Consider the following 18403-nt stretch of genomic DNA (forward strand, 5'->3'; position numbering starts at 1 on the left):
CGCCGTGCGCCGTCAGCGACGCGGCTGGTGGGCGGCGACGCCCTGCTCGGCGAGCTCGGCGGTCTCCGCGATCCGGCGGGCCCGGGTCTCGGGCCGCTTCGCCTCGACGATCCAGCCGAGGATCGAGCGCCGCACGCCGGGCGTGAAGGCGTCGAAGCGGGCCCGCGCGTCGGGCCGCTCGCCGAGCGCCGTGGCGAGGTCGTCGGGGACGACGAGCGCCTCCGCGTCGTCGTGCCGGGTCCAGGACCCGTCCGCCCGGGCCGCCTCCACGACGGCGCGCCCCGCGTCCGTCAGGCGTCCGTCCGCCTCGACGCGCGCGACCCGCTCCTTGCTGAGGCGCGTCCACCGGGAGCCGGGACGGCGGCGCGTGAACCACAGCGCGTGCCGGTCCTGGTCGACGGTCGCGGCCTGCCCGTCGATCCAGCCGTAGGACAGCGCCTCCTCGATCCACGGCTCGTACCCGAACGTCGGCCGGCCGCTCTCGCGGCGCCACGTGACGAGCCAGACCCCGGGCTCGGCGTCGTCGTGGTGCGCCGCGAGCCACGCCCGCCACTCGGCGGGGGTCTGCGCGTGGAACGCGGGCCGGCCCTGGTACTCCTCGGTCACGGTGGCGCCTCCGTCGTCGGTCGGGGCACCAGCGTGCCCGGTCCGCCGCGGAGGCGCCAGGGTGCCGGCCCGGGAGGCGCCCCGTCGGCGCCTCCCGGGTCGGTCGTGCGTCCTGCGGTCAGGAGCAGGACGGGACGGTGACGACCTGCTCGACGGTCTGCGTCCCGTCCGCCCCCGTCGCCGTGACGGTGACGTCCAGGTCGCCCGTCGCGGACCGCGCGGCGAACGACTGGTACGCGCTCGCCCCCGGCGCGACGCCGGTGAACGACCTCGTGCCGAGCGACGACGCCAGCTCGACGTCGACGGCCGCGTCGGAGACGTTCACCGCGCGGACCGCGACGTAGGGCTTGCCGGCGAGGCAGCGCGGGCTGACCTCGACCTCGACGAGCACGACGTCGGCCGGTTCCTCCAGGGCGTCGACGGCGCCCTGGAGCGCGAGCCGCGCGTCGTGCAGCGCCACGTCGGACGCCGCGGCGTCGTCGAGCGTCCCGGTCGCCGCGGCGAGAGCCGTGCGGAAGGCCTGCCAGGACTCCGGGCTGTACCCCTCGTCGGTCAGTGCCTCGGCGCTCGCCACGAGGTTCTCGAGCCGACGGCGCTCGGCGGGCACGAGCTGGTCGGTCGCCAGGCCGAGGCGCCGCGCCCGCTCGTCGGCCTGCGCCTGGGTGGCGCCGGCGTCGGCGAGCACGGACCGTGCCGCCGCGAGCTCGCGCGTGAAGACGCGCGCGTCGATCCGGCCGTACCGCGCGATCTCCGCCTCGAACGCCTCGGCGTCCTCGACGGACGCGGCGAGCGCCGCGGTGTCCGTGGAGGGAGCCTCGACGTCGTACGCGTCGGTGAAGAACCGCATGCTGTCGAGGTTCGCGACGTACGGGTGGTCGGCGTACGCCTCGGTGGACAGGCGCACCCACACCTGGTGCTTGCCGCGCACCGTGCTCGGCAGGTCGACGACGGCGGTCCCGTCCGTCGTCCAGCTCGACCCCGTGTTCGCCAGCGGGACGGTGACGAACGGCTCGCCCGGGTTCGTCGGGTCGAACGCGTCGAGGTACACCGACAGCGCGGAGTTCCGCCCGGACCGGTTCGAGTTGTGCACGTAGTGGACCGAGAGCTGGTCGAGCGCGGCGGAGCCGAGGTCGATCTCGCCGTAGGCGAGCCAGTCGCCGTCCGCGGTGCCGCCGACGTTCGTCACCGGACCGCTCGTCCACGTCGAGCTCTCGTTCTTCAGCCCGCGGCCGGAGTTCGACGTCCACGCCTCGGACTCGACGACGACCGACGTCGGGCCGCCCGGCGCGAACGTCAGGCTGTCGAGGTTCGCGACGTACGGGTGGTCGGCGTACGGCTCGGTCGACAGGCGCACGAACACCTCGTGCGTCCCCTGCACCGTCTCGGGCAGGACGACGGTCGCGGTCCCGTCCGCGGTCCAGCTCGACCCGGTCGTCGGCAGCGGCACGGTGACGAACGGCTCGCCCGGGTTCGCCGGGTCGAACGCGTCGAGGTACACCGACAGCGCGGAGTTGTTCCCGGACCGGTTGGAGTTGTGCACGTAGTGGACCGACAGCTCGCCGAGCGGGAGCTCACCCAGGTCGACCTCGCCGTAGGCGATCCAGTCGCCGTCCGCGGTGCCTCCGACGTTCGTCACCGGACCGCTCGTCCACGTCGAGGACTCCTTCTTGAGCCCGCGACCGGAGCTCGCGGTCCAGTCCTCGGCCTCGATCGTCACCGTCTGGGACTCGCCCGGCTGACCTGGGGCAGCCGGGTCCTCGGCGCTGAACCGGAACCAGTCGAAGTTGCCGACCCAGCTTCGCCCGGACGGCGCGAGCAGCTCGAACGTGACGACCTGCGCGTCGACGAGCGCCTGCACGTCGCCGAGCTCCGCCGTGACCTCGGTGTACTTGCCCCAGCCACTCGTGCCCTTCAGGTCGACGGTCGCGACCACAGGGCCGCTCACGTCGCCCGCGTGCACGCGCACGGTGCTCGGCGTGTCCGTCGGGGCGAAGCTCGTGTCGTACCGGACCGTGAGGAAGCGCGGCGGGGTGTCCCCGGCCGCGGTCTCGAAGGTCATGTCGCGGTACTGCACCCACGACCCGGAGCGCACGCCGCCGAGGTTGCCGGACGAGCTGTTCGCCTCGTTCTTCAGCTCCCCGCCCGACCACGCCTCGGACTGCTCGGCCTCGAGCGTGCGGTACCCGCCGCCCGTGAGGTCGAGCGCGTCGGCCGCCGCACCGAGCCGGTCGGCCGCGAACCGCAGCGCGATGCTCGTCGCGGCCTCGTCACCGAGGGCCTCCTGCGCCTTCGTCAGCGCGGTGGAGAACCGGTCGAACGTCACCGAGGAGTAGTTTCCGTGCCGCACGAGCACGGCGTCGTCGACGAGCGCGGCGAGCGCGTCGCGCTCGGCGGACGCCACGGACAGCCGCAGGGGCGAGCGCACCGAGACGCCCTGTCCCTGGAGCGACGCCGCGGCGACGCCGTCGGCGAGCGCGGCGTCGCGCAGGTGCACGAAGAAGCGCGCGTCCGCGGACACGGTCCCCGTCAGGGAGACGGTCAGCGCGGTCGGTGACGCGACCGTCACCGCCGCCGTGACGCCGTCGGGCAGCCCGACGACGGTCGCCGCCCCGCTCGTGACGAGGTCCGTACCGGCGGGCGCGGCGAGGCGGGCGCCGTCGAGCGTGAGCGTCACGGTCGCGTCGAGCGCGCCGCCGTCGCCGGTCTGCACGGTGGTCGGTTCGGCGCTGACGCGCGGTCCCTCGGCCGGCTTTTCGGTCGCGGTGCTCATCGAGAACGCGGGCGCGGTGTCCGTGCCCCAGTCGCTCGGCTGCTCGCCCATGCGGAACGCGAGGTCGGCTCCGCCGACCACGGTCGCGTAGTCGACCCACGTGTTGCCGAACGTCGCGCCGTCGAGCGTCGCGGACTGGACGTAGAACGCGTCCTCCGAGACGCCGTCGGCCGTGACCGTGAAGGCGCTGCCGTCGTCGTACGTGATGGTCGTCGCGTCGAAGAACGGCGACCCGACCTGGAACTGGGACGAGCCCGCGGTCACCGGGAACAGGCCGACGGCCGCGGCGACGAACATCGTCGACATCGTGCCCGCGTCGTTGTCCATCGTGGGGAGCATCCCGCGTGGGTCGAGCCGGTAGACCTTCGTCTTCACGGGCGGCGTGAACTCGCCGCCTCCGCTCGGCACGGCGCTCGAGGAGCCCGTCGCGATGTACCGGTTCCAGGTCTCCTTCGTGTAGATCGCGCGCGTCCACTTCTGCGTGAGGCTCGGCTCGCCCGTGTAGTTGAACAGGTACGGCGCCTGGAGGTCGATCTCGTTCGCGTTCGAGTGGAGCATGGCCGTGCCGTCGTCCGGCGCGTGCTCACCGAACATGTGTCGCATGGCGAGGCTCGCCGCCTCGGGGCCGCCCATCGCCTCGACGAGCGCGTCCATGTCGTACGCGTCGTACCAGTGGTACTGCCAGAGCGTGCCCTGGTAGAGGCTCGCGGCCTCGAACTTCGCGTAGTCGGCGCTCTGCCACGAGCCGTCGGCCGCACGCGGGGTGAGGAGGCCGACCGGGGTGCCGTCGGCCGCGGTCCACGCGCCCGGCTTCGTGAGCCTGTCGATCGGCCACGACGCCTGTTCGCGCAGCGTCTCGGCCTCGTCGGTCAGCCCGAGCTCGTCCGCGATCACGGAGAGGCCGTACTGGTCGTAGCCCCGTTGCACCGACGCGCCGGGGTTGCCCGCCACGTAGCCGCGCCGGAGCTCGTCCGCGCTGTACTGCCCGACGAGCCGCTGCAGCGCCGGGTACGCCTCGTCGAGGCGGTCGAACCCGTCGAAGCCCTTGGCGATCGCGTCCGCGACCACGACCGACGACCGCTCCCAGCGCACCGTCGGGACGGAGTGCACGAACCCGCCGAGCCCGCCGCCGGTCCCCGTCGCCTCGGCGTCCGCGAACAGGTAGATCAGCGACTGCACCATGTCCCGGTACAGCGCCGGGTCGATGTACGCGATGACGGAGAACTTGCGGAAGTCGTCCCACGTGGCCCACGAGTCGTAGTACGTGAAGCCCTGCGCGGCGTGCACCGCGCCGTCGACGCCGCGGTACGTGCCCGAGGTGCTCGTCGCGTTCATCGGCATGGCGAACATGCGGTAGAGGTGCGTGTAGAAGAGCTGCTGGAGCTCTCCCGTCGGATCCGTCGCGGTCGAGGCGTCGATCGCGACCCGCCCGAGCGTCGCGTTCCACTCCGCGCGCGTGCGGTCACGGATCGCGTCGAACGACAGGTCGCCGAGCTCGACCTGCTGGTCGATCCGCGCCTGCTCGACGCTCACCGGCGACAGGGTGACCTGGAGCCCGATCTCCCCGGCGTCGGCCGGGTCGAACGTGAGGATCGCGCCGGTGTCGACGCCGTCCTGGGCCGTCGCGTCGACGAGCCGGTCGTCGTCGCCCCAGGTCTGCACCGTCGCGGGCTGGAGCGTGCGCGCGGTGTAGTACAGCGTGTAGGCCGCGTTGTAGAAGTAGCCCGTGACCTGTCCGGACAGCTCCACGGTGCCGTCCGTGCGCGTCTCGACCTGCACCGAGGACGACCGGCGGCTCGTGTTGTTCGTCTCGAGGTCCACGACGAGGCTCGGCGTCGAGCCCGCGGGGAACGCGTAGCGGTGCACGCCCGAGCGCGTGGTCGCCGCGACCTCGGCCTCGATCGTGCCCGGCGCGCCGGTGATCGCGCCGTCCTTGCCCGCGACGTTGCCGAGCCCGACGGAGTAGAAACCGGGACCCGCCTGCTCGTCGTCGTGCGAGAACGGGTGCGCGTACGTGCCCGTGCCGGGGCGCGCCGTGTACGACCCGGACGTCGGGACCACGAGGAGGTCGCCGCCGCCGCCGGAGCCCCCGACCCCGTCGAGGTTGGTGTGCGTGAAGCCCGAGATCTTCGACTGCGCGTAGTCGTACCCGGTGTTGTTCCGGCCCGGGGTCGTGCGCGGGTTGACCTTCGCGAGGCCGTTCGGCGCCTGCGCGGCCGGCATGTCGTTGCCGTAGTCGCCCTCGGTGCCGACGAAGACGTCGACCAGGGACGCGTAGTCGGCCGACGGCGGCTCGGGGGCGGCGCTCGCGGCGGTCGCGGGCGCGAGGCCGACGACGGCGAGCGCCACGGCGAGCGCACCCGCGACCAGCCGCGGGGCTGGTCGGCGCGGGCGGTCCGGGGTCGTGGTGCCGGGGGTCAGGGGTCTCGGGTGCAGGGTTCGGGGGTCGGCAGGCTGGGGGCCATGGTGTCCTCGGGCAGGGGCCGGCGGCGGGGGCGCCGCGGTGGCCGGGTTCGGTCGGGGGTGAGGTGGCGCGGGCGGGCGGGGGCGGCCCCGCGCCACCCTGTCAGGGGCACGTGACGAGCAGGTGATCTGCGGGTGGCCGCACGGGGTGCTCCCTCCGTCCCACGGCGGCGTGGGCTCGGTGGTCGTCGGTGACGCGGAGGCTGGACGCACGTCCAGTGCACGTCCGGGCCTACCCTCGCACACGTTGACAGCGCTATCAACCCCCTTCTCGGTCCCCCGGGCCCCCCGCAGCGCCGGTCCGGCGACCGGCCTCCGCGACACCTGACAGACTCGTCCCGTGACCACCACGACCGGCCGCACCCCGGCTCTCCTCGCGCACGTGCCCGCCCCGACGGGCAAGGCCCCCGACCCGGACGCGCTCTACGAGGGGTTCACCACGTGGGCGACGGAGCAGGGGCTCGAGCTCTACCCCCACCAGAGCGAGGCGCTCATCGAGCTGGTCACCGGCTCGCACGTCATCCTCTCGACGCCCACCGGGTCGGGGAAGTCGCTCGTCGCGATGGGCGCCCAGTTCGCGGCGCTCGCCGCGCACCGCTCGGGCCGCGGCGGCCGCACCTACTACACCGCGCCGCTCAAGGCGCTCGTCAGCGAGAAGTTCTTCGCGCTCGTCGCGGCGTTCGGCTCCAAGAACGTGGGCATGACGACGGGCGACTCCGCCGTGAACCCCGACGCGCCGATCATCTGCTGCACGGCCGAGATCCTCGCGAACATCGCGCTGCGCCGCGGCGGCGAGAACGCCGGCGCGGACGACGAGGACGCGATCTCCCAGGTCGTCATGGACGAGTTCCACTTCTACGCCGACCCGCAGCGCGGCTGGGCGTGGCAGGTGCCGCTGCTCGAGCTGCCGAACACCCAGTTCCTGCTCATGTCCGCGACGCTCGGCGACACGACCCGGTTCGTCGAGGAGCTCGAGGAGCGCACCGGCCGGCCCGTCGCCGAGGTGACCACCGCGCAGCGACCGGTCCCCCTGCACTTCAGCTACGTCGTCGAGCCGCTCACCGAGGTCATCGAGGAGCTCGTCAGCACGCGCCGCGCGCCCGTGTACGTCGTGCACTTCACCCAGAAGGACGCGGTCGAGCGCGCGCAGTCGCTGCTGTCGATGAACGTCGCGACGAAGTCCGAGAAGGAGGCGATCGCCGCCGAGCTCGGCGACTTCCGCTTCGGCACCGGGTTCGGCAAGACGCTCAGCAAGTTCCTGCGGCACGGCGTCGGCGTGCACCACGCGGGCATGCTGCCCAAGTACCGGCGCGTCGTCGAGCGCCTCACGCAGGCGGGCCTGCTCAAGGTCGTGTGCGGCACGGACACGCTCGGCGTCGGCATCAACGTGCCGATCCGCACCGTGCTGCTCACGAGCCTCGTGAAGTTCGACGGCGAGCGCATGCGCCACCTCACGGCGCGCGAGTTCCACCAGATCGCGGGGCGCGCGGGCCGCGCCGGGTACGACACCGTGGGCGAGGTGCTCGTCATGGCGCCCGAGCACGTCATCGAGAACCGCAAGATGCTCGCCAAGGCGGGCGACGACCCGAAGAAGCTCAAGAAGATCGTGCGCAAGAAGGCGCCGCAGGGCTCGGTCAACTGGACCGACGCGACGTTCGAGCGCCTGCGCGACGCCGAGCCCGAGCCGCTGACGAGCCACTTCACCGTCACGCACGCCATGGTGCTCAACGTCCTCGCGCGCACCGCGCAGCACGGTCGCGGCGGCCAGGCCGACGCGAGCGACCCGCGCCGCGACCCGGTCGAGGCCATGCGCCACCTGCTCCTCGCGAACCACGACACCGAGTCGCAGCGCCGCGAGCACGTGCGCCAGACGTTCCGCATCTACCGCTCGCTGCGCGTGGCGGGCATCGTCGAGCGCGTGCGCGTCCCCGACCCGTCGCGCCCCGCGGGCTACCGCCCGAGCGTGCGCCTGGTCGGCGACCTGCCGCGCGAGTTCGCGCTCAACCAGCCGCTGTCGCCGTTCGCGCTCGCGGCCCTGGACCTGCTCGACGTCGAGGGCGCGACCCACGCGCTCGACGTCGTCTCCGTCATCGAGGCGACGCTCGACGACCCGCGCCAGGTCCTCTACGCCCAGCAGAACGCCGCCAAGGGCGAGGCCGTCGCCGCGATGAAGGCCGAGGGGTACGAGTACGAGGAGCGCATGGCGCTGCTCGAGGAGATCACGTGGCCCAAGCCGCTCGAGGAGATGCTCGCGCCCGCGTTCGCGATGTACAAGCGGTCCAACCCGTGGGTCGCGGACGCCGAGCTCTCCCCCAAGTCCGTGGTCCGCGACATGGTCGAGCGCGCCATGACGTTCGCGGAGTTCGTCTCCGTCTACGGGCTCGAGCGCACGGAGGGCGTGGTGCTGCGCTACCTCGCGGACGCCTACCGCGCGCTGCGCCAGGTCGTCCCCGAGGAGCACCGCACCGAGGAGGTGCAGGAGATCGTCGAGTGGCTCGGCGAGCTGGTGCGGGGCGTCGACTCGTCGCTCCTCGACGAGTGGGAGCGCCTGGCGCACCCGGTCGACGACGACGCGGACACCGAGGTGGGCGACGGCCCGCTCTCCGGGGCGGGGGCCGAGGCGCCGACGCGTCCCGTCACAGGCAACCCGCGCGCGTTCCGCCGCCTCGTGCGCAACGCGCTGTTCAAGCGCGTGGAGCTCGCCGCGCATGAGGACTACCGCGCGCTCGGCGCGCTCGACGGCGGCGCGGGCTGGGACGCGGACGCGTGGGGCGACGCGCTCGACCCGCTCTTCGAGGACCAGGGGGACGACGCGATCGGTATCGGGCCCGGGGCCCGCTCCGCGGCGCTGTTCCGCGTCGTCGAGGCGGGCGCCGAGCTGCCCGCGGGCCACGAGGGCCCGACGGCGGAGCACGCCCCCGGCGGCGTGGTGCCCGCGGGCACGTGGCTCGTGCGGCAGGTGCTCGACGACCCGGCGGGCGACCACGACTGGGCGATCACGGCGAGCGTCGACCTCGCGGCGAGCGACGAGGCGGGCGAGCCCGTGGTGACGGTGCTCGCCGTCGGGCCGCTGTAGGCCGGGCGAGACCGGAGGGCGCGCCGGCCCCCGCCCTCACTCGACCGGCAGGAGCCCGCGCCGCCCGAAGACCTCCTTCGCGACCGCGGTCGCGTTGAGAGCGCGCGGGAAGCCGCAGTACACCGCCGACTGCAGGAGCGCCTCGACGATCTCGCGCGGCGTCAGCCCGACGTCGAGCGCGGTCCCCACGTGGATGTCGAGCTGCGCCTCGCACCCGCCGAGCGCGGCGAGCATCCCGAGCGTGACGAGCTGGCGGTCCCGCGGTTCCAGGTGCGGGCGCGCGTACATCTCGCCGTACGCCCACGCCGAGATCTGGTGCTCGAGCTCGGGCGAGACGTCCGCGAGCGCCTCGGCGATGGCGGCGGGCGCCGCCTCGTTGACCGCGCCGAACACCGCCCGCCCGTGCTCGTAGCGCTCCGCGCGCGTCGTCGGCCGGTCGTCCGTGGAGTTCCCCTGCGTCACGCGGAGCAGGGTAGAGGACGCGCGGCGATCGCGGTCGACGGTCTCGCTCCACCGGTCGCGCTCCGGCGGCGGCACCCTACGGTGAGACCATGAGCGACACGCCCCGTACCGGTCGGCACCCCGGCGAGCCCCACCACCCGGAGAGCACGGGCTCACGGCTCAACCGGCTCCGGGCGGGGGTGCTCGGCGCGAACGACGGCATCGTCTCGACGGCGGGCGTCGTCGTGGGCGTCGCGGCGACGAGCACGTCGATCCCCGTCATCGCGACCGCGGGCGGCGCGGCGCTGCTCGCGGGCGCGCTGTCCATGGCGGCGGGCGAGTACGTCTCGGTGAGCACGCAGCGCGACACCGAGAAGGCGCTCCTCGCGACCGAGCGCCGCGAGCTCGCGGAGATGCCGGACGCGGAGCTCGACGAGCTCGCCGGCATCTACGAGGCGAAGGGCCTGACGCCCGACCTCGCACGCCAGGTCGCCGTCCAGCTCACCGAGCGCGACCCGCTCGCCGCGCACGCCGACGCGGAGCTGCACATCGACCCCGACGAGCTCACGAGCCCGTGGGAGGCCGCGGTCGCGTCGATCGTGTCGTTCACCGTCGGTGGCCTGCTGCCGCTCGCGGCGATCCTCCTCGCCCCGGCGGCCATCCGCATCCCGCTCACCTTCGTCGCCGTCGTGCTCGCGCTCGTCCTCACCGGCTGGGGGTCGGCACGCCTCGGCAACGCGCCGACGCGCCGCGCGACGATCCGCACCGTTGTCGGGGGCGCCGTCGCGATGGGCGTGACGTACGCGATCGGCTCGTTGCTCGACGTGAACGTCTGACCGGAGTGCCAGGCCGGGGACGGTCGGGGGACTCCCGGCGCCCGCGCGGCGCCTTGGGTAGGGTGTGGCCCATGTCGAGCCCTGAGGCATCCACTCCGGGGGCTTACGGTCACACCGTCAGCCCCAGGACCGCTGAGCCTCTCAGCGCTGCCTTCCGCCCCCGCTGCGTGCGGGTGCCGTGCCGGACGCTGCCCTCCGGGCGCTGACCGTGGTGTGACGAGACACCTCCTGCTCGTCCCCTCGCACCCCGGAGCCCTCGATGCCTCGTGCCCTGTACCTGCTCGCCCTGGCGGTCTTCGCCATGGGCACCTCGGAGTTCATGCTCGCCGGCCTGGTGCCGGACATCGCCGCCCGTCTCGACGTCCCGGTGGGGACGGCGGGCCTGCTGACGTCGGCCTTCGCCGTCGGCATGGTCGTCGGCGCGCCGGTCATGGCGGCCTCGGCCCGCCGCCTGCCGGTGCGGGCGACGCTGCTCGGCTGCGTCGCGCTGTTCGCCCTCGCCCACGTCGTCGGCGCGGTCACCCCGAGCTTCGCGGCGCTCGTCGCGGTCCGGGTGGTGGCGGCCTTCGCCAACGCGGGGTTCCTCGCCGTCGCGCTCAGCACGGCGGCGACGCTGGTGCCCGCGGACCGCACGGGGCGCGCCGTCGCCGTGCTCCTGTCGGGCACCACCGCCGCGATGGTCGCGGGCGTCCCGGCCGGGGCGCTCCTCGGCGCCGCGTGGGGCTGGGAGTCGACCTTCTGGGCTGTCGCGGTCCTCTGCCTGCCCGCCGCGCTCGGGATCGCCCGCGGCCTCCCCGCGCGCGGGCCCGAGCGCGCGACCCTGCCGTCCGTCGACGCACCGTCGCTGCGGACGGAGCTGGCACAGCTCGTCTCGCCCCCGCTCGGCCTGACGATGGTGTCTGCCGCGCTGGTCAACACCGGCACCTTCGCGACGCTCACGTTCCTCGCACCGCTGGTGACCGATGTCGCCGGGCTGAGCCGGTGGTGGGTGCCCGTCGCGCTCGTGCTCTTCGGGGTCGGCTCCTTCCTCGGCGTCGCCGTCGCGGGCCGGACGTCCGACCGCATCCCCGGGGTCGTGGTCGCCGTGGGCGGCGTCCTGCTGCTGGCGGGCTGGGTCGCCCTGGCCACCTTCGCCGCCGTTCCGGTGGTGCTGCTCTGCCTCGTGCTCGTGCAGGGCGTCCTCGGTTTCGCGGCCGGCAGCACGTTGATCGCGCAGGTGCTCCGCGCGGCGTCGGGCGCACCGACCCTGGGCGGCTCCTTCGCCACGGCGGCGCTCAACGTCGGCGCGGCCGTGGGGCCGGCCGTCGCCGCAGCGACCATCGCCACCGGGCTCGGCGACCGCGGGCCGGTGTGGGTCGCCGTGGCGGCGACGGCGCTCGCCCTGGTGCCGGTAGCCGTCCTGCGTCGCGCGACCGGCCCCGCGACGGCCCGCGCCCCCCGCTGACCCGTGCGGGCGCTCCCCCGCGCCCGCTGCGGCAGAATCGGGCCGTGGCCAAGAAGACGAAGTCCTCCGCGCACGCCGGCACGCCCGCGGTCGCCCTCCTCGAGCGCGAGGGGGTCGCGCACACGCTCCACCCGTACGAGCACGACCCGTCGAGCGAGCTGTCCTTCGGGCTCGAGGCGGCCGCGGCCATCGGGGTGCCCGCGGAGCAGGTGTTCAAGACGCTGCTCGCCGTGGTCGACGGCGGCCCGCTCGTGGTGGGGATCGTGCCGGTCGACCGACAGCTCGACCTGAAGGCGCTCGCCAAGGCCGCAGGCGGCAAGAAGGCGAGCATGGCCGAGCCCGCCGCGGCCGAGCGCGCGACGGGCTACGTCGTCGGCGGGATCTCGCCGCTGGGCCAGAAGCAGCCCCATCGCACGTTCCTCGACGACAGCGCGCTCGCGTTCGACGCCGTCTACGTCTCGGGCGGGCGCCGCGGGCTCGACGTCGGTCTGGCGCCCGCGGACCTGCTGCGCCTCACCGCAGGCACGGCCGCCCCGATCGCCCGGTAGGGTGGTCCGTCAGCGCTGGTAGAAGGTGTACCGCGCGTCGGTCGGGACGATGTCCTTGCCGAGCGGCAGGAGCGAGACGGGGATCATCTTGAGGTTGGCGATCCCGAGCGGGATCCCGATGATCGACACGAACAGCGGGATCGCGGTGACGACGTGCCCGATCGCCAGCCAGATCCCCGCGACGAGCACCCAGATGACGTTCCCGATCGTCGACCAGGCGCCCGCGGTCGGCTTGTCGACCACCGTGCGGCCGAACGGCCACAGCGCGTAGCCCGCGATGCGGAACGACGCGATCCCGAACGGGATGGTCACGATCAGGATGCAGCAGATGATCCCCGCCACGACGTAGCCCAGCGCGAGCCACAGCCCGGCGAACACGAGCCAGATGATGTTGAGCAGCGTCTTCACGGCACCGTCCTTTCCCTTCCATTCTCGCCGATCGAGCGGTCGGTGGGATCGGGGACCACCCTGAGACGACCCGGATCCCGGACCCTGCGGCCGACCTAGACTGGCCGCATGCCCCTCCCCGAGCCGTCGTCCGTGCTGCCCGCGCAGATCGCGCAGAACCTCGACCGGGTGCGGGCCCGGGTGGACGACGCCGCGCGCGCGGCCGGGCGTGCGGCGTCGGACGTGCGGCTGCTCGTGGCGACGAAGACCCAGCCCGGCGACGCCGTGCGCGCGGTCGTCGAGGCCGGTGCGGACCTGATCGGCGAGAACCGCGTGCAGGAGCTCGTCGCGAAGGCGCCTGAACTCGCCGACCTCGTGGCGGCGGGGCGGGTCGAGGTCCACATGATCGGGCACCTCCAGCGCAACAAGGTGAACCAGGTCCTCGCCACCGCGACCGGGGTCGAGAGCGTGGACTCGCTCGCGCTCGCCGAGGCGCTCGCGGCGCGCTGCGCGCGCGACGGCCGCCTGCTCGACGTCCTGGTGCAGGTCAACGTCTCGGGCGAGGAGTCGAAGTCGGGCGTGCGGCCCGACGACGCGCCCGCCCTCGCGACGGCGGTCGCCGCGCTCGACGGACTGCGGCTCGCAGGCTTCATGACGATCGGCGCGAACTCGCCCGACGAGGCCGTGGTGCGCGCGGGCTTCGCGCGCCTGCGTGCGGTGCGCGACGCCGTCGTGGGGTCGGGCGCGCCCGGGACCGCGGACGCCCGCGCGCTGTCCATGGGCATGAGCGGCGACCTGGAGCTCGCGGTCGCCGAGGGCGCGACGATCGTCCGCGTCGGCACCGCCGTCTTCGGCCCTCGCCCCACCCCGCCGAGATAGAGCCCCGGTCAGCCGAGGGAGGGGCCCGGTAGACCGAGGTAGAGGCCTGGTCGCGACCACGGCTCTACCTCCCGGTACCCGGCCTCTCCCTCGGCGGGGTGGTCATCGCGCGGGGAGTGCGCCCAGCCGGGCGAGCGCGCCGCGGACACCAGCCACGCCGTCGCCGGCCAGCGCCTCGCGTGCGGCGTCGGCCTCGACGCCCGCGAGGAGCATCACGAGCGCGACGTGCACCTCGCCGTCGGCCGCGCGCAGCACGTCCTCGCACTCCGCCGAGCCCAGGCCGGTCGCCTGCACGAGCATCCGGACGATGCGTGCGCGCAGCTTCTGGTTGGTCGGGCGCACGTCGATCATGAGGTTCGAGTACGTCTTGCCGAGGCGGATCATCGTCGCGGTCGAGAACGTGTTGAGCACGAGCTTCTGGGCCGTCGCCGCCTTCATGCGCGTGGAGCCCGTGACGACCTCGGGGCCCGTGTCGACGAGGATCGCGACGTCCACCCCGGCCGCGAGCGGCGCGTCCGGGTTGGCCGAGACGAGCACCGTGCGCGCCCCCCGCTCGCGCGCGACGTCGAGCGCCCCGCGCACGTACGGGGTGCGGCCGCTCGCCGCGAGCCCGACGACGACGTCGCGCGGGCCGACCGCGTCGACGTCGGCGCGCCCGAGCGCCACGTCGTCCTCCGCCCCCTCGACGGCCAGCATCATCGCGCCCACGCCGCCCGCGAGGTGCGCGACGAACCACTCCTCGCCCACGCCGTACGTCGGCAGGAGCTCGACGGCGTCGAGCACGCCGAGACGGCCCGACGTGCCCGACCCCACGTAGTGCACGCGGCCGCCGGAGCGCAGCGCCTCCACGGCGAGGTCGACGGCCTGCGCGATCCGACCGCGCTGGGCCCGCACCGCGTCCGCGACGACGGCGTCCTCCTCGGTGATGAGCCGGACGACGTCCGCCGTCGGGAGCAGGTCGACGTCGGTCGTGCGCGGGTTGCGCTCCTCGGTCGGCGAGGCGAGGCGCACCAGCTCCTGCCACTCGTCGGGGCTCGAGGTGGTGCTCGCAGCCCCGCTCGGAGTGCCGCTCGTGGCGACGGTCGGGTCGGTCATCGGGAGGTTCCCTTCGTCGGGTCCGGCAGCGGACCCTGGGTGCGCGGGCCCGGGTGCAGGCCGTGCGGGGTGTTGGCGAGCGCCAGACGGCGCACCGGGCCGCTCGCGGCGGGCCACGGCAGCGGCGTGGGCGGGGTGAGCGAGCCGAGGACGACCGCGCGGCGGGCGCCCGTCGCCCGACGGCGGTGCTCGCCGGCGGCGGTGCCCGGCAGCCCGTGGGCCGACAGGAAGCCGAGGAGCGCGAAGAGGTACGCCTCCTTCGCGTCGACCGGCAGACCGAGCGCCTCGGACGTCACGACCTCGCACGCGTGCGGCACGCGCTCGGCGAGCGCCGCGCGCAGCCGGTCGAGGAGCACGGGGTTGCGCGCTCCCCCGCCGGACGCGACGACGCGGCGCACGTCGCGGCCCGCGAGCGCGTCGGCGACGCTGACCGCGGTGAGCTCGGTGAGCGTCGCGACGAGGTCGGGGCCGGTGAGCCCCGGGCGCACGGACGCGAGCCGGCGGGCCGTGTACGTCGTGTCGAAGAGCTCGCGGCCCGTCGACTTCGGGGCGGGGGCGGCGAAGTACGGGTCGTCGAGCAGGGCGGCGAGCGCCACCGGGTCGACCGTGCCCTGCGCGGCGAGCTCGCCGTCCTTGTCGTACGCGAGACGGCCGTCGGTGAGCGCCGCGACCGCGACGTCGAGCAGGCAGTTGCCCGGGCCCGTGTCCCAGCCGGTGACCGGGTCGTCGACGCGCCCCACGAGGGACACGTTCGCGATCCCCCCGATGTTGAGCGCCGCGGTGAGCCCGGCGTCCGTGTCGTCGGCGCCCGCGTCCTCGCGCCCGAGCCAGAGCGCGTCGAGCACGCTGACGAGCGGCGCGCCGTGGCCGCCGGCCGCGACGTCGGCCACGCGGAAGTCGCTGATGACCGGGCGCTTGACGTGCTCGGCGACCCACGCGGCGTTGCCGAGCTGGAGCGTGCCGCGGGCCCGCGCCCCGACGACCCAGTGGTAGATCGTCTGGCCGTGGGACGCGACGAGGTCGACGTCGCCGCCGGCGACGTCGTCGATCGCGCGCCGACCGGCGCGCCCGAGCTCCTGCCCGATGAGGGTGTCGAGCTGGGCCACCTCGGCCACGTCGACGGCGGCGGGCGGCAGCGCCTTGAGGATGCGCTCGCGCAGGGCGCGCGGCCACGCGTACTCCGTGTGGCCGAGGGGCCGCATGCGCAGCACGCCGTCGTCGCCGAGCGTGAGGTCGGCCGCGGCCGCGTCGATCGCGTCGACCGACGTGCCGGAGGACAGGCCGAGGACGATCATCGCTCTCCCTCCCCCGCCGCGCCGACGGTCAGGTCGGCTCGACGCGTCTCCGGGTCCGGGCTCGTGCGCGGGCCCGCGGCCCCCTGCAGGAGCGCGACGGCGGCGCGCGCGTTGGCACGCCCCGTCCCGCACGCGACCACGACCGTGCGGTCCGCGCCGAACCACGCGCCGACGGCGCCGGGGAACCCGGTGTGCACGACGGCGGCGTCGGGCCGCGCGGCGAGCAGCTCGGTGAGCCGCTCGTGCTCGCCCGAGCCGGGGACCGGCTCGCGCGTGAGGACGACGAGCGGGCGGTCGCCCGCGCGCACGGCGTCGAGCGTGCGCGCCCACGCCTCGGCGTCGGCCGGGCGCAGGTGCCGCACGTCGAGGCCGAACGCGTCGTCGAGCGCGCGCTGGACGTGCTGCGCGGTGCGACCCGCGGCGTGGTCGAACCGCAGGCGCAGGTCGACGACGTCGGGTGCCGTGGGGACGGGCGGATCCTGCGGCGCGGGCCCGGCGAACCGGACGGCGCGCGCTGCGACGCGGGCGCCCACCTGGTCGAGGGCGTCGAGCGCGGCGCGCGCGGACTCCGGCGAGGGGACGACGCCGCTCGCCGCCTGGCGCGCGCGCACCGCGGCAAGGGTGTGCGCCGTGCGCGCGGCGGACGCGCGCAGGCGCTCGACCGTGACCCGGCCGGACGCGACGGCGTCCACGAGGGCGCGCTGCGCCTGGCGGAACAGGACCTCGTCGTCGCGCCCGACGGTCGTGCCCAGGCACAGCAGGTCGGCGCCGGCCTCCACCGCGCGGACTGCGACCTCGCCGATGCCGTGCGGCGCGGCGTCGTCGGCACGGGACGAGGAGCCCGCGTCGTCCGCCGCGAACGTCGCGACCGCGCCCATGTCGAGCGCGTCGGTGACGATCGGGCCGTCGAACCCGAGCTCGCGCACGAGCGCGCCGACGGCGGGCTCGAGCGTCGCGGGCAGCGCGCCGAGCGCGGGGACGACGACGTGCGCCGTCATCACGGCGTCGAGCAGCGCGTCGTCGGAACCGTCGTCCGGGGCGATGGTCGCGACGAACGGCGGCAGGTCGCGCGCTCGGAGCTCGTCGAGGCTCGCGTCCACGACCGGGAGCGCGAGGTGCGAGTCGACGTTCGTCGCGCCGTGCCCCGGGAAGTGCTTGCCGCACGCGCCCGCGCCGCCGGCGTGCAGGCCGCGGACGAACGCTGCGCCGTGGCGGGCGACGAGCGCGGGGTCCGCGCCGAACGAGCGCACGCCGATCACGGGGTTGTCGGGGTCGGAGTTCACGTCGAGGTCGGGCGCGAGGTCGAGGTCGACGCCCGTCGCGGTGAGCAGACGACCGAGCGCGGCGCCGACCTCCTCGGTGACCGCGACGTCGTCGACCAGCCCGAGGGCCGCGTTGCCGGGCAGGCTCGAGCCGGTCGCCGCCTCGAGCCGGGACACGTCCCCGCCCTCCTCGTCGACCGCGACGAGCAGGTCGGGCGACGCGCCGCGCAGGCGCGCGGTGAGCCGCGCGGTGGTCGCGACGTCGGGCGTGTTGTGCCCGAACAGCACGACCCCGGCCAGGCCGTCGCGCGCCGCGTCGACGAGCCACGCCGGCAGGTCGTCCGTGCCGGTGAACCCGGGCAGGAGCACGCCGTTCACGGAGCGCACGACGTCGACGGCGCGCGCCGCCGCGCCCGAGCCTGCGGTCGGGGGCGTCACGGCGCTCATCCCTTCACCGACCCGGCGGTGAGGCCCGACGACAGGTTGCGCTGCACGAGGACGAAGAACACGAGCACGGGCAGCGTGATGATCGTCGACGCGGCCATGACGGCGCCCCAGTCGGTCGTGTTCTCGCCGAAGAACTTCTGCAGCCCGATCGGCACGGTGTACTTGCTCGACTGCTGGAGGAACGTCAGCGCGAAGATGAACTCGTTCCACGCGGTGATGAAGGAGAAGACGCTCGTCGCGACGACCCCGGGCGCGACGAGCGGCACCAGGACCTTCCAGAACATGCGCCCCCACGACGCGCCGTCGAGGAACGCCGCCTCCTCGAGCTCGACCGGGACCGCGGCGACGAAGCCGCGCAGCGTCCAGATCGCGAAGGGCAGCGCGAACGCGAGGTACACGACCGCCAGGCCCAGGAGCGAGTTGAGCATGTTGAGGTTGCGCATCTGGATGAACAGCGGGATGACGAGCGCCTCGAGCGGCACCATCTGCACCATGAGGATGAGCACGAGCATCGACTTGCGGAACCGGAAGCGGAACCGGCTCACCGCGACGGCGGCGAGCAGCGCCACGACCGACGACGCGAGCACCGTGCCGAGCGCGACGAGCACCGAGTTGCGCAGGTAGTGGCCGAACCCGCCGTCGTCGATCACGGTGACGAAGTTGTCCCACGTGACGCCGGCAGGCAGGAGCCGGGCGCCGCGCGTCGCGGCCTCCGGGTCGATCGCCGAGGAGAACATCCAGTAGGCGGGGAAGAGCGAGAAGGCCAGGAGGGCGACGATCCCCACCGTCTTGGCCGCCGCCACGCCGGGACGACGGCGGCGGGTGCGCAGCACCTGCTCGGTGCGGGCACCGGG

Annotated in this window: 13 protein-coding genes; 5 read left to right on the forward strand and 8 right to left on the reverse strand. The window is 74.6% G+C overall.

What is annotated here, in order from left to right; translation table 11 throughout:
* Positions 1–12: 12 nt before the first annotated feature.
* A complete protein-coding gene (locus BJP59_RS11195; RefSeq protein ID WP_194520960.1) occupies positions 13–606 on the reverse strand; it encodes a YdeI/OmpD-associated family protein in 594 nt (197 codons plus the stop codon).
* 118 nt (positions 607–724) lie between these two features.
* Positions 725–5725 (reverse strand): glycoside hydrolase domain-containing protein, encoded by a 5001-nt coding sequence (locus BJP59_RS11200; RefSeq protein WP_194520961.1) that lies wholly within the window; start codon positions 5723–5725, stop codon positions 725–727.
* A gap of 454 nt (positions 5726–6179) precedes the next feature.
* On the opposite strand from BJP59_RS11200, the gene BJP59_RS11205 reads away from it, so the two are divergent.
* Positions 6180–8915: a DEAD/DEAH box helicase gene (locus tag BJP59_RS11205; RefSeq protein WP_194520962.1), complete on the forward strand. Its 2736-nt coding sequence runs from the start codon at positions 6180–6182 to the stop codon at positions 8913–8915.
* 36 nt (positions 8916–8951) lie between these two features.
* Here BJP59_RS11205 and BJP59_RS11210 read toward each other — a convergent pair whose 3' ends face one another.
* Complete coding sequence (locus BJP59_RS11210) at positions 8952–9377, reverse strand: carboxymuconolactone decarboxylase family protein (RefSeq protein WP_031316731.1); 426 nt, start codon at positions 9375–9377, stop codon at positions 8952–8954.
* Between the two features lie 89 nt (positions 9378–9466).
* Between BJP59_RS11210 and BJP59_RS11215 the strand changes: the two genes are divergently transcribed.
* The 3 genes from BJP59_RS11215 to ybaK all read left to right on the forward strand — a co-directional run bounded on the left by BJP59_RS11215 (position 9467) and on the right by ybaK (position 12184).
* Positions 9467–10192, forward strand: a complete 726-nt coding sequence (locus tag BJP59_RS11215; RefSeq protein WP_194520963.1) for a VIT1/CCC1 transporter family protein — start codon at positions 9467–9469, stop codon at positions 10190–10192.
* A 259-nt stretch (positions 10193–10451) separates the two neighbouring features.
* Positions 10452–11636 carry a Cmx/CmrA family chloramphenicol efflux MFS transporter gene (locus tag BJP59_RS11220; RefSeq protein WP_194520964.1) on the forward strand — a complete coding sequence of 395 codons (1185 nt, stop codon included), beginning with the start codon at positions 10452–10454 and terminating at the stop codon, positions 11634–11636.
* 44 nt (positions 11637–11680) lie between these two features.
* Positions 11681–12184, forward strand: a complete 504-nt coding sequence (gene ybaK, locus BJP59_RS11225) for a Cys-tRNA(Pro) deacylase (protein ID WP_194520965.1) — start codon at positions 11681–11683, stop codon at positions 12182–12184.
* A gap of 9 nt (positions 12185–12193) precedes the next feature.
* Here the strand turns inward: ybaK and BJP59_RS11230 are convergent, their stop codons facing one another.
* Positions 12194–12592, reverse strand: a complete 399-nt coding sequence (locus BJP59_RS11230; RefSeq protein ID WP_021483390.1) for a YccF domain-containing protein — start codon at positions 12590–12592, stop codon at positions 12194–12196.
* A 108-nt stretch (positions 12593–12700) separates the two neighbouring features.
* On the opposite strand from BJP59_RS11230, the gene BJP59_RS11235 reads away from it, so the two are divergent.
* Positions 12701–13450, forward strand: a complete 750-nt coding sequence (locus tag BJP59_RS11235; protein WP_194520966.1) for a YggS family pyridoxal phosphate-dependent enzyme — start codon at positions 12701–12703, stop codon at positions 13448–13450.
* A 102-nt stretch (positions 13451–13552) separates the two neighbouring features.
* Here the strand turns inward: BJP59_RS11235 and BJP59_RS11240 are convergent, their stop codons facing one another.
* Genes BJP59_RS11240 through BJP59_RS11255 form a run of 4 tightly spaced genes read right to left on the reverse strand, consistent with a single transcriptional unit; the run spans position 13553 to position 18382 of the window.
* A complete protein-coding gene (locus tag BJP59_RS11240; protein WP_083711907.1) occupies positions 13553–14545 on the reverse strand; it encodes an N-acetylmuramic acid 6-phosphate etherase in 993 nt (330 codons plus the stop codon).
* Positions 14542–15840, reverse strand: a complete 1299-nt coding sequence (locus BJP59_RS11245; protein WP_086151207.1) for an anhydro-N-acetylmuramic acid kinase — start codon at positions 15838–15840, stop codon at positions 14542–14544. The genes BJP59_RS11240 and BJP59_RS11245 overlap by 4 nt, the downstream gene beginning before the upstream one ends.
* A complete protein-coding gene (locus BJP59_RS11250; RefSeq protein ID WP_194520967.1) occupies positions 15837–17549 on the reverse strand; it encodes a glycoside hydrolase family 3 N-terminal domain-containing protein in 1713 nt (570 codons plus the stop codon). The genes BJP59_RS11245 and BJP59_RS11250 overlap by 4 nt, the downstream gene beginning before the upstream one ends.
* The gene (locus BJP59_RS11255; RefSeq protein ID WP_378225129.1) at positions 17546–18382 is read right to left on the reverse strand and encodes a carbohydrate ABC transporter permease; all 837 of its coding nucleotides are present in this window, start codon (positions 18380–18382) and stop codon (positions 17546–17548) included. Before BJP59_RS11255 ends, BJP59_RS11250 begins: the two co-directional genes overlap by 4 nt.
* Positions 18383–18403: the final 21 nt, after the last annotated feature.

Source organism: Cellulosimicrobium sp. JZ28 (genome assembly GCF_015327065.1).
GTDB classification, from domain to species: domain Bacteria; phylum Actinomycetota; class Actinomycetes; order Actinomycetales; family Cellulomonadaceae; genus Cellulosimicrobium; species Cellulosimicrobium funkei.

Excerpts from the sequence above, each read along its gene's own strand:
- BJP59_RS11220 (WP_194520964.1), top strand. The coding sequence starts at position 10,452 with ATGCCTCGTGCCCTGTACCTGCTCGCCCTGGCGGTCTTCGCCATGGGC.
- BJP59_RS11235 (WP_194520966.1), top strand. The coding sequence starts at position 12,701 with ATGCCCCTCCCCGAGCCGTCGTCCGTGCTGCCCGCGCAGATCGCGCAG.
- BJP59_RS11215 (WP_194520963.1), top strand. The coding sequence starts at position 9,467 with ATGAGCGACACGCCCCGTACCGGTCGGCACCCCGGCGAGCCCCACCAC.
- BJP59_RS11250 (WP_194520967.1), bottom strand. The coding sequence starts at position 17,549 with ATGAGCGCCGTGACGCCCCCGACCGCAGGCTCGGGCGCGGCGGCGCGC.
- BJP59_RS11240 (WP_083711907.1), bottom strand. The coding sequence starts at position 14,545 with ATGACCGACCCGACCGTCGCCACGAGCGGCACTCCGAGCGGGGCTGCG.
- BJP59_RS11245 (WP_086151207.1), bottom strand. The coding sequence starts at position 15,840 with ATGATCGTCCTCGGCCTGTCCTCCGGCACGTCGGTCGACGCGATCGAC.